Source organism: Enterobacter sp. (genome assembly GCF_977039595.1).
In genome coordinates, this window is sequence record NZ_CDRQYH010000103.1 from 1 (window position 1) to 10545 (window position 10545).

Sequence of the window (10545 nt, forward strand, 5' to 3'; positions counted from 1 at the left end):
ACGAAAGCAGGTATGCCTGAAAGCGTGCGTATTGCCTGAAAACACAACCCGCTACGGGGGAGACTTACCCGAAATCTGATTTATTCAACAAAGCCCTTCAAGCGCACTATCAATTTGTCCTGCGGTATATTTCTCGCGATTTATCGCACGGTTATATCCCAGACGTTTAACACCTGCATAATCATTACGGGAGCCGAGAATACTCTGGATATAAACAGCAGGCACGCCGGGGAAGCTTAAGAGGACGGCATGCGCCAGAATAAACCGGGCAATGCGTTCGCTATCATGACTTTCTCGCGTACTCAAAGCATCCAGATAGGTCACATTAATTTCATACGGGCTTCGTGTGCCATCCGGGTTATTTTTCCAGTTAACCAACGCACCTTCGGTCTGAAGCTTTTCTACAAGCGAGAGGATCTCCGACTCAGGTAATATTCCGCGTAATGGGTTGAGACCAATGCCATCATGTGAGGCCAGGAAATTGAACCAAGTCGTTTTTGTCGAAGGTAACGCAAGCGACGCCGCCCACTGGCTCAGCGTACGGACGTCCTGAGAATGCACCGCGTGCAGCACCAGCGGCGGCAAAGAGAATTGATAAACCATCTGCGCTTCATTTTCACCGTCACCAAAGTAAGCAACGTTATCTTTATGCGGAACATTCGTCTCGGTGATAATCACCGTGCCCGGAGCAACAGCCTCGGTAATGGCGCGGAAAAGCTGGATGAGCTGATGGGTTTGCTTAAGATGGATGCAGGTTGTTCCGGGTATTTTCCACATGAAGCCCACAGCATCCAGACGAATGTATCGCGCCCCTTCAATCAGGTAATGCAGCAGCACGTCGACCATCACAATCAGCACCTGCGGGGAGGCGAAGTTGAGATCAACCTGGTCCTCGCTGAAGGTAGTCCACAGGTATCGCACGCTGCCATCATGCAGTGTGAAAGGCGTAAGAAGCGGCAAGGCACGCGGACGCGTCACCGCGGATAAGTCTGTTTCAGGATCGACAGAAATAAAGAAATCGTCATACCCTGGCGTTTGCTTCAGGTAATTAGCGAACCATTTGCTTTTGGCTGACATATGGTTGCATACGAAATCAAACATTAAACTGGCTGACTGTTTTAATTCGGCAACGTCTCGCCATGTTCCGGTTTCAGGTGCAACCTCATGATAATCAATAACAGAAAATCCGTCGTCAGAAGACCATGGATAAAAAGGCAAAAGATGGACATGAGAAAAAGAACGAGAAAGCCATTTGTTATAAAAACGTGTAAAAACAGGGAGTGCTTTCTCCCCTTTCGCTGAAAACTGGTCGGCATAGGTTATCAGAACGACATCTTTTTCATCCCAGCCCGTTTTACGTTTTTCTGTAATAACAGAGGCGGCCTTTCCGATATTTTCCAGCAGCACATTCAAATGGGCTTCAGAAAACGTTTCCCCGTAAACAAGATTAATGAGCTCTTTAATTTTTGGATTCATTTCATTTTCCATGGTAGCGATCCCACGAAGTGGCAATCTACTCCCATGAAAAATATCTGTCAACGGACCGGGGAGGTGAAAAAGGTGATTGCAAAGCAGCTCAGCACAATATTGTGAGCTGCCGCAAAGAAAGAACGGGTAAAGAGGAAATGCGGTGAGCTATCGCCAGTCCCTCGCCCGTCAGGGAAAGGACTAGCGCCAGCGGGAATTATTGGGATAAGTAGCGGCGAGAAAGCCGTTTTGCCACCTTTTGCAACAGCGGTTCGAGCGCCACGGCCAGCACCATTCTGATCGGCTTGCGGGCAACGGATTTGATCGCCCAGCCCGCCACGCCTGCCGGGCCGAACCGTAACGCGGTCAGCAGGACCAGTTTACCTGCGATTTTCAGGCCGGGTTTTACCTTCTGACCGGCCTGTTGCCAGTGTTGTTTCATCTCATCTCTCTCTTAAAGCTGACGAAAACGACTTCTCAGCGTAAAGGTATCCGACGTGACATAGCGTTCCATTTCCCGTAACCGCTTCTCACCGGCGGCGAGTTGCGCATCAACCGCATTAAGAAGATCGCTGCTGGTTGGGGCACCCTCCGCAGCCAGCTCTCCTTCCGGCATCGGGTCAAGAACAAACGACAGCACGATGTAAGCTACCAGGGTGATAAATGCCAGACCAAAGAAGATCGACAGCACCGTCACCACGCGTACCAGCTTAACCGGGACGTCAAGATAATGCGCCAGCCCGGCACAGACGCCGCGCACCATGCCCTGCTGTGGAATTCGCCACAGCTTTTTGTTCAGATTCAGTCCAGACATTAACGGTCCCTCCAGTTTGGATGTTCAGCATCCAGGATGGCTTCCAGCGCCTGAATGCGTTCGCGCATTTTGTTCGCTTCATCGGAGAGCTGTACCAGACGCTGTTGTTCACTCTGGGAAAGTTCGCCCCGTGAAGAACGGTTGCTATAGTGTAGCCACAGCCAAATCGGCAAAACGAACAGCACGAAAATTGTCAGGGGAATGGCCAGAAAAAGCGCGCTCATGTGTACTCCTTGTCTTACGATGCGGCACGATCAGGTGCCGCAGGAATTATTATTGGTTGTCTTGCTTCATTTTGGCTTTCAGTGCCGCCAGCTGCTCGCTGATTTCATCATCAGCCTTCAGGTCGGCGAACTGTTGATCCAGCGACTTCGGCTTACCGATGCCGTGGCTTTCGGCTTCAGCTTCCATCTGATCGATACGACGTTCAAACGATTCAAAACGGGCCATCGCTTCATCCAGCTTACCGCTGTCCAGCTGACGACGCACGTCGCGGGAGGAGCTCGCAGCCTGGTGACGCAGGGTCAGCGCCTGCTGACGCGCACGGGTCTCGCTCAGCTTGTTTTCCAGCTCGCCAATCTCTTTCTTCATACGGGTGAGCGTGTCGTCCACCAGCGTCACTTCATGCTCAAGCGTCGCGACCATATCAGCCAGCTTCTGTTTTTCGATCAGCGCCGCACGGGCCAGATCTTCTTTGTCTTTGCGCAGCGCCAGTTCCGCTTTTTCCTGCCATTCGTTCAGCTGAGCGGTAGCCTGTTCAATGCGACGCGTAAGCTGTTTTTTCTCCGCCAGCGCGCGGGCGGAGGTGGAACGCACTTCAACCAGCGTGTCTTCCATCTCCTGAATCATCAGACGCACCAGCTTCTGCGGATCTTCCGCTTTCTCAAGCAGTGAGTTGATGTTGGCGTTCACGATGTCGGCAAAACGAGAAAAAATACCCATAATCTAATCCTCATAGTTCTGTTATCGGGCTATGCCCTGCTGTACTGATAATACAAACATCATGCCAACTTTTTATCTTATTGATTTCACTGAGCCTGATTGATTTTTATGCAATGAAGGATTACTCTTTCCTGGTGAATATCGCTAAGGAGTGGTTAATTTCATCATGCCTGGATACAAAGACAATTTACTCGGCGAAGCAAACAGCTTTCTCGAAGTGCTGGAACAGGTCTCTCGCCTTGCGCCGCTTAACAAACCGGTGCTAATCATCGGCGAGCGCGGTACGGGTAAGGAACTCATCGCCAACCGTCTGCACTATTTATCCGGGCGCTGGGACGGCCCCTTCATTTCCCTGAACTGCGCGGCGCTGAATGAAAACCTGCTCGACACCGAGCTCTTCGGCCATGAAGCGGGTGCATTTACCGGTGCCCAGAAACGCCATCCAGGACGCTTTGAGCGCGCCGACGGCGGTACGCTGTTTCTGGATGAACTGGCCACCGCGCCCATGCTGGTGCAGGAAAAACTGCTTCGCGTGATTGAGTACGGCGAGCTGGAGCGCGTCGGCGGTAGCCAGCCGCTGCAGGTGAACGTGCGCCTGGTGTGCGCCACTAACGCCAACCTGCCGGAGATGGTGGCGGAGGAGAAATTCCGCGCCGACCTGCTTGACCGCCTGGCCTTTGACGTCGTTCAGCTTCCTCCGCTGCGCGAGCGCAAAAGCGACATCATGCTGCTGGCAGACCAGTTTGCGATTCAGATGTGCCGCGAGCTCGGACTGCCGCTCTTCCCCGGCTTCAGCGATTATGCTCGGGAGACGCTGCTGGCTTACCACTGGCCGGGAAATATCCGCGAGCTAAAAAACGTCGTGGAGCGTTCCGTCTATCGCCACGGCAGCAGCGAGACCGAGCTGGACAACATCATTATCGATCCTTTTCAGCGCAGCGCGACGCCGCTGCCGGCACCAGCGTCTTCAGGCGATCTCCCCTCTCTGCCTCTCGATTTACGCCAGTTCCAGCACGAACAGGAGAAACAGCTGCTGGAGCACAGCCTTAAGACGGCGAAATATAACCAGAAACGGGCGGCTGAACTGCTGGGTCTGACCTACCATCAGTTAAGGGCATTGCTTAAAAAGCATCAAATGCGCTGACAATATCAGCACTTACCATAGACATTTTTACGAAGCAGGCGTAAGTGCGATACACTTTGCAGATCGAACCTAAAAACCTTAAAAATTATGCGTCTGGTTTTATCGTCCTTTTTTGCACTTGGTCTGTTTAGCAGCCTGGCCTTTGCCGCGCCCGGGCAAACGCAACAGCCTGACATTCGTGACAGCGGCTTCGTCTATTGCGTAAGCGGACAGGTGGACACCTTCAACCCGCAAAAAGCGGGCAGCGGCCTGATCGTGGATACCCTTGCCGCGCAGCTTTACGATCGTCTGCTTGACGTCGACCCGTACACCTACCGTCTGGTGCCCGAGCTTGCGGAAAGCTGGGAAGTGCTGGATAACGGGGCAACCTACCGTTTTCACCTGCGCGATGATGTCGCGTTCCAGCGTACGCCGTGGTTTACCCCCTCGCGCAAGCTGAACGCGGATGACGTGGTCTTTACCTTCCAGCGTATCTTCAACCGCAATCACCCGTGGCATAACGTTAACGGCAGCAACTTCCCCTATTTCGACAGCCTGCAGTTTGCCGACACCGTGAAAAGCGTGCGTAAGCTGGACCACCGCACGGTTGAATTCACGCTGACGCGCCCGGATGCCTCCTTCCTCTGGCATCTGGCGACCCACTATGCATCCGTCATGTCGGCCGAATACGCGGCTCAGCTGACGAAAAAAGATCGTCAGGAACTGCTCGATCGCCAGCCGGTCGGCACCGGTCCGTTCCAGCAGGCCGAATATCGCGCCGGACAGTATATTCGTCTGCAACGCCATGAACACTTCTGGCGCGGTACGCCGCTGATGCCGCAGGTGGTGGTCGATTTGGGTTCTGGCGGGACGGGGCGTCTGTCGAAACTGCTCACCGGGGAATGCGACGTGCTTGCCTGGCCCGCGGCCAGCCAGCTCACGATTTTGCGCGACGATCCGCGCCTGCGCCTGACGTTACGCCCGGGGATGAACATCGCGTATCTGGCCTTTAACACGGATAAGCCGCCGTTGAATAACCCTGCCGTTCGACACGCTCTGGCGCTGGCGATTAACAACCAGCGCCTGATGCAGTCGATCTACTACGGCACGGCGGAAACCGCCGTCTCAATTTTACCGCGCGCCTCGTGGGCCTACGACGGTGAGGCTAAAATTACGGAATACAATCCGGCAAAAGCGCGTGAACAGCTGAAAGCGCTGGGGGCGGAAAACCTGACGCTGCAGCTTTGGGTGCCAACCAGTTCCCAGGCGTGGAACCCGAGCCCGCTCAAGACCGCCGAACTGCTGCAGGCGGATATGGCGCAGGTGGGCGTCAAAGTGATCATCGTACCGGTTGAGGGCCGTTTCCAGGAGGCGCGCCTGATGGACATGAATCATGATTTAACCCTGACCGGCTGGGCTACCGACAGTAACGACCCGGACAGCTTCTTCCGGCCGCTGCTAAGCTGTGCGGCGATAAACTCGCAGACCAACTACGCCCACTGGTGTAACCGGGAGTTTGACGCCGTGCTGCAAAAAGCGCTGTCTTCCCAACAGCTGGCCTCGCGCATCGACGCCTATGATGAAGCGCAGAAGATCCTGGCCCAGGAACTGCCGGTGCTGCCGCTGGCCTCTTCCCTGCGTCTTCAGGCCTATCGTTATGATATTAAGGGCCTGGTGCTGAGCCCGTTCGGCAACGCCTCGTTCGCCGGCGTATCGCGTGAAAAAGAACAAGAGGTGAAAAAACCATGATTATTTTTACCTTGCGTCGGCTCCTTTTGCTGCTGGTGACGCTCTTTTTCCTGAACTTTGTCGGCTTCAGCCTGAGCTATTTCACGCCCCACGCCCCGCTCCAGGGGTCGTCGCTGTGGGATGCCTGGCTGTTCTGGTTTAACGGGCTGCTGCACTGGGATTTCGGCGTATCCAGCATTAACGGGCAGCTTATTTCCGATCAGTTGAAAGAGGTTTTCCCGGCCACGATGGAACTGTGCATTCTGGCCTTCGGTTTTGCCCTGATGGTCGGGATCCCCGTGGGCATGCTGGCCGGGATTTATCGCAACAAATGGCAGGATAAGTTTATCAGTGCCCTCGCCCTGCTCGGCTTCTCCATCCCGGTCTTTTGGCTGGCGCTGCTGCTGACGCTTTTCTTCTCGCTGACGATGGGCTGGCTTCCGGTTTCTGGCCGTTTTGATCTGCTCTATACGGTTAAAACGGTGACGGGATTTGCCATCATTGACGCGTGGCTGTCCGATTCCGTATGGCGCCACGAGATGATCGTCAGCGCCCTGCGCCATATGGTATTGCCTGTGCTGACGCTGGCGGTTGCGCCAACAACCGAAGTGATCCGCCTGATGCGCCTGAGCACCATCGAGGTGTTTGACCAGAACTATGTCAAAGCCGCCGCCACGCGCGGACTGTCGCGCCTGACCATACTGCGCCGCAACGTCCTGCACAACGCGCTGCCGCCGGTTATTCCGCGCCTGGGATTACAATTTTCCACCATGCTGACGCTGGCCATGATCACCGAGATGGTCTTTAGCTGGCCAGGCCTGGGGCGATGGCTGATTAACGCCATTCGCCAGCAGGATTATGCCGCTATTTCTGCGGGTGTGATGGTGATTGGTTCGCTGGTCATTATTGTTAACGTGTTGTCCGATATTCTGGGTGCCATGGCTAACCCATTGAAGCATAAGGAATGGTATGCCTTACGATAACGTATACAGTGAAAAGCGCACGCCCGGCGTGCTGCGTACCGTGTGGCGTAAATTCTATGGTGACACCACGGCAATGATCGGCCTTTATGGCTGCGCCGGTCTGGTATTGCTGTGCGTCTTTGGCTCGTGGTTTGCGCCGTATGGCATCGATCAGCAGTTCCTCGGCTATCAGCTGCTGCCGCCGTCCTGGTCGCGCTACGGCGAAGTCTCCTTCTTCCTGGGAACGGACGATCTCGGACGTGACGTGTTGAGCCGCCTGCTGAGCGGTGCGGCCCCGACGGTCGGCGGCGCATTTGTGGTGACGCTCGCGGCAACGATCTGCGGGCTGGCGCTCGGTATTTTTGCGGGCTCCACGCATGGTCTCCGTTCGGCGGTGCTTAATCACATTCTGGATACGCTGCTGTCAATTCCGTCCCTGCTGCTGGCGATCATTGTTGTTGCCTTTGCCGGTCCGCATCTGTCGCATGCCATGTTCGCCGTCTGGCTGGCTATCCTGCCGCGCATCGTGCGCTCGGTTTACAGCATGGTGCATGATGAGCTGGAAAAAGAGTATGTCGTCGCCGCGCGTCTGGACGGCGCGACGACCTTCAACATTCTGTGGTTTGCCGTGCTGCCTAACATCGCCTCAGGGCTGGTCACCGAGATCACCCGCGCCCTGTCGATGGCGATCCTGGACATCGCGGCGCTCGGCTTCCTTGACCTCGGCGCGCAGCTGCCGTCGCCCGAATGGGGGGCGATGCTTGGCGACGCGCTGGAGTTAATTTACGTAGCACCGTGGACGGTCATGCTGCCGGGTGCGGCCATTATGGTAAGCGTGCTGCTGATCAACCTGCTGGGCGACGGTATTCGCCGTGCAATTAACGCGGGGGTGCAATAATGCCGCTTCTTGATATCCGCAACCTCACCATCGAATTCAAAACCGGTGAAGGCTGGGTTAAAGCCGTCGATCGCATCAGTATCACCCTCGCGGAGGGGGAAATTCGCGGGCTGGTGGGAGAATCCGGCTCAGGAAAAAGCCTGATTGCCAAAGCTATCTGCGGCGTGGCGAAAGACAACTGGCGCGTGACCGCAGACCGTATGCGGTTTGATGATATCGATCTGCTGCGCCTCTCCCCTCGTGAGCGGCGTAAGCTGGTCGGCCACAACGTCTCGATGATTTTCCAGGAGCCACAGTCCTGTCTCGACCCGTCCGAACGCGTGGGTAAACAGTTGATGCAGAACATTCCCGGCTGGACCTACAAAGGCCGCTGGTGGCAACGCGTTGGCTGGCGCAAGCGTCGCGCCATCGAGCTTTTACACCGCGTCGGGATCAAAGACCACAAAGATGCGATGCGCAGCTTCCCTTACGAGCTGACCGACGGCGAATGTCAGAAAGTGATGATTGCCATCGCGCTGGCCAATCAGCCGCGCCTGCTGATTGCGGATGAACCAACGAACGCGATGGAACCCACCACGCAGGCGCAAATTTTCCGCCTGCTGTCGCGTCTCAACCAGAACAACAACACCACCATTTTGCTGATCAGCCATGACCTGCAAATGCTCAGCAAATGGGCGGATAAAATTGACGTGATGTACTGCGGGCAAACGGTCGAAACCGCGCCGAGTGAAGATCTAATCACCGCGCCGCACCACCCGTATACGCAGGCACTTATCCGCGCCATTCCGGATTTTGGCAGCGCCATGCCGCATAAAAGCCGCCTGAATACCCTGCCGGGGGCGATTCCACTGCTGGAATCTTTGCCAATAGGCTGTCGTCTGGGGCCGCGTTGCCCCTACGCTCAGCGTAAATGTATCGAGACGCCACGCCTGACCGGGGCAAAAAATCATCTTTACGCCTGTCATTTCCCGCTGAACATGGAGAGAGAGTGAAATGGTCGAAACCTTACTGGAAGTGCGCAACCTGAGTAAGACCTTTCGCTACCGCACGGGGCTGTTTCATCGTCAAACCGTCGACGCGGTGAAGCCGCTGAGCTTTACGCTGCGTGAAAAACAGACCCTGGCGATCATCGGCGAGAACGGTTCCGGGAAATCCACCCTGGCGAAAATGCTCGCCGGCATGGTTGAGCCCACGGCAGGCGAAGTATTGATTGACGATCATCCTCTGACGTTCGGCGATTACTCTTTCCGCAGCCAGCGCATCCGCATGATCTTTCAGGATCCGTCTACCTCGCTTAACCCACGCCAGCGCATTTCGCAAATCCTCGATTTTCCGCTGCGTCTGAACACTGACCTGGAGCCGGAGGCACGCCGTAAGCGCGTATTCGAAACCCTGCGTATGGTTGGGCTGTTACCGGACCACGAAAGCTACTACCCGCACATGCTGGCACCCGGTCAGAAACAGCGCCTGGGTCTGGCGCGTGCGTTGATTTTGCGGCCAAAAGTGATCATTGCGGATGAAGCGCTTGCCTCGCTGGATATGTCGATGCGCTCGCAGCTGATTAACCTGATGCTGGAATTGCAGGAAAAACAGGGGATCTCGTATATCTACGTCACCCAGCATCTGGGGATGATGAAGCATATCAGCGATCAGGTGATGGTCATGCACCAGGGTGAAGTGGTTGAGCGTGGCAGCACCGCGGATGTGATGGCCTCCCCGCTTCATGAGCTGACGAAACGACTGATTGCGGGTCACTTTGGTGAAGCATTGACCGCCGATGCATGGAGAAAGGACCGCTAAGCGCGACGGCAAACAAAAATCGCCCCACTAAATTAGGGATTAAATAGACTTCATTCGCTATTTAATCCTTTACTCTTTCGTCTCCATCCCTGCTCCTTATTTTATGCAATATCAATCAACAGTTCTTCTCCAGAATACCGGGACATTACGGAGGAGAAGAAATGAACACCACTACCTATGTTCTAAAATATACCGAGTATCTCATCAGAAAATGCCGTTCTTTTTTAATGTCGGACCTGCACTTTCATACTATCAGGCTAAAGAAAATATCCGGGAAAAGCCCCGACATTAAATCCCCCACTACGCTGAGTGAAAAAATATGCCATCGTCTGGTCTATGACCATAATAACTTCTACACCATGCTTGCCGATAAACTCGCCGTTCGGGCATACGTTTCCTCCAGAACAACGCGCGTGAAAACGGTGCCATTAATTGGCGTTTATACCCGGGCGTCGCAGATTGATTTTTCAGTACTCCCTGACAAATTCGTCCTTAAGTGCAACCATGACAGCGGCAGCACTATAATATGTACAAACAAAGCGCAATTTAACGTCAGGGAAGCGTGTAAAAAACTGAGTCTCGCGTTAAAGAAAAATCTGTACTACACCACGCGCGAATGGCAGTACAAAAATATTACGCCCAGTATACTCTGCGAGCCGTTTGTCGATCTCTTCGATAATGCTGAGGCTTTGTTGAATAAATCAGATTTCGGGTAAGTCTCCCCCGTAGCGGGTTGTGTTTTCAGGCAATACGCACGCTTTCAGGCATACCTGCTTTCGTCATTTTGTTCAGCGCTCGTACCAGGGCCATA

The 10545-nt window shown here is 54.6% G+C and carries 10 protein-coding genes and 2 pseudogenes; 7 read left to right on the plus strand and 5 right to left on the minus strand.

Annotation, left to right across the window (positions count from 1 at the left end):
• Positions 1–99: 99 nt before the first annotated feature.
• The 5 genes and pseudogenes from ACWYRJ_RS19600 to pspA all read right to left on the minus strand — a co-directional run.
• Positions 100–1488 (minus strand): annotated as a pseudogene (locus ACWYRJ_RS19600) (sugar phosphorylase); the annotation flags it as partial.
• Between the two features lie 196 nt (positions 1489–1684).
• Positions 1685–1909: a phage shock protein PspD gene (gene pspD, locus ACWYRJ_RS19605; RefSeq protein WP_111965095.1), complete on the minus strand. Its 225-nt coding sequence runs from the start codon at positions 1907–1909 to the stop codon at positions 1685–1687.
• A gap of 12 nt (positions 1910–1921) precedes the next feature.
• Positions 1922–2281: an envelope stress response membrane protein PspC gene (gene pspC, locus ACWYRJ_RS19610; protein WP_008501237.1), complete on the minus strand. Its 360-nt coding sequence runs from the start codon at positions 2279–2281 to the stop codon at positions 1922–1924.
• Positions 2281–2505 (minus strand): envelope stress response membrane protein PspB, encoded by a 225-nt coding sequence (pspB, locus tag ACWYRJ_RS19615; RefSeq protein ID WP_023312045.1) that lies wholly within the window; start codon positions 2503–2505, stop codon positions 2281–2283. The genes pspC and pspB overlap by 1 nt, the downstream gene beginning before the upstream one ends.
• A 49-nt stretch (positions 2506–2554) precedes the next feature.
• Positions 2555–3223: a phage shock protein PspA gene (gene pspA / locus ACWYRJ_RS19620; protein WP_023335926.1), complete on the minus strand. Its 669-nt coding sequence runs from the start codon at positions 3221–3223 to the stop codon at positions 2555–2557.
• Positions 3224–3389: 166 nt separating this feature from the next.
• Here pspA and pspF point away from each other — a divergent pair, with 166 nt between their 5' ends.
• From pspF to ACWYRJ_RS19655, 7 genes and pseudogenes are all read left to right on the plus strand, one after another.
• A complete protein-coding gene (gene pspF, locus ACWYRJ_RS19625; protein WP_136194970.1) occupies positions 3390–4367 on the plus strand; it encodes a phage shock protein operon transcriptional activator in 978 nt (325 codons plus the stop codon).
• 87 nt (positions 4368–4454) lie between these two features.
• Positions 4455–6095 (plus strand): ABC transporter substrate-binding protein SapA, encoded by a 1641-nt coding sequence (gene sapA, locus ACWYRJ_RS19630; RefSeq protein ID WP_455508464.1) that lies wholly within the window; start codon positions 4455–4457, stop codon positions 6093–6095.
• Positions 6092–7057, plus strand: a complete 966-nt coding sequence (gene sapB, locus ACWYRJ_RS19635; protein ID WP_069719064.1) for a putrescine export ABC transporter permease SapB — start codon at positions 6092–6094, stop codon at positions 7055–7057. The genes sapA and sapB overlap by 4 nt, the downstream gene beginning before the upstream one ends.
• Entirely contained in the window at positions 7044–7934 is an 891-nt protein-coding gene (sapC, locus tag ACWYRJ_RS19640; RefSeq protein ID WP_111965098.1) for a putrescine export ABC transporter permease SapC, read from the plus strand. Before sapB ends, sapC begins: the two co-directional genes overlap by 14 nt.
• A complete protein-coding gene (gene sapD / locus ACWYRJ_RS19645) occupies positions 7934–8926 on the plus strand; it encodes a putrescine export ABC transporter ATP-binding protein SapD (RefSeq protein WP_008501228.1) in 993 nt (330 codons plus the stop codon). Before sapC ends, sapD begins: the two co-directional genes overlap by 1 nt.
• A gap of 1 nt (position 8927) precedes the next feature.
• Positions 8928–9734, plus strand: a complete 807-nt coding sequence (gene sapF, locus ACWYRJ_RS19650) for a putrescine export ABC transporter ATP-binding protein SapF (protein ID WP_023312051.1) — start codon at positions 8928–8930, stop codon at positions 9732–9734.
• Positions 9735–9895: 161 nt separating this feature from the next.
• Positions 9896–10420 (plus strand): annotated as a pseudogene (locus tag ACWYRJ_RS19655) (ATP-grasp fold amidoligase family protein); the annotation flags it as partial.
• Positions 10421–10545: the final 125 nt, after the last annotated feature.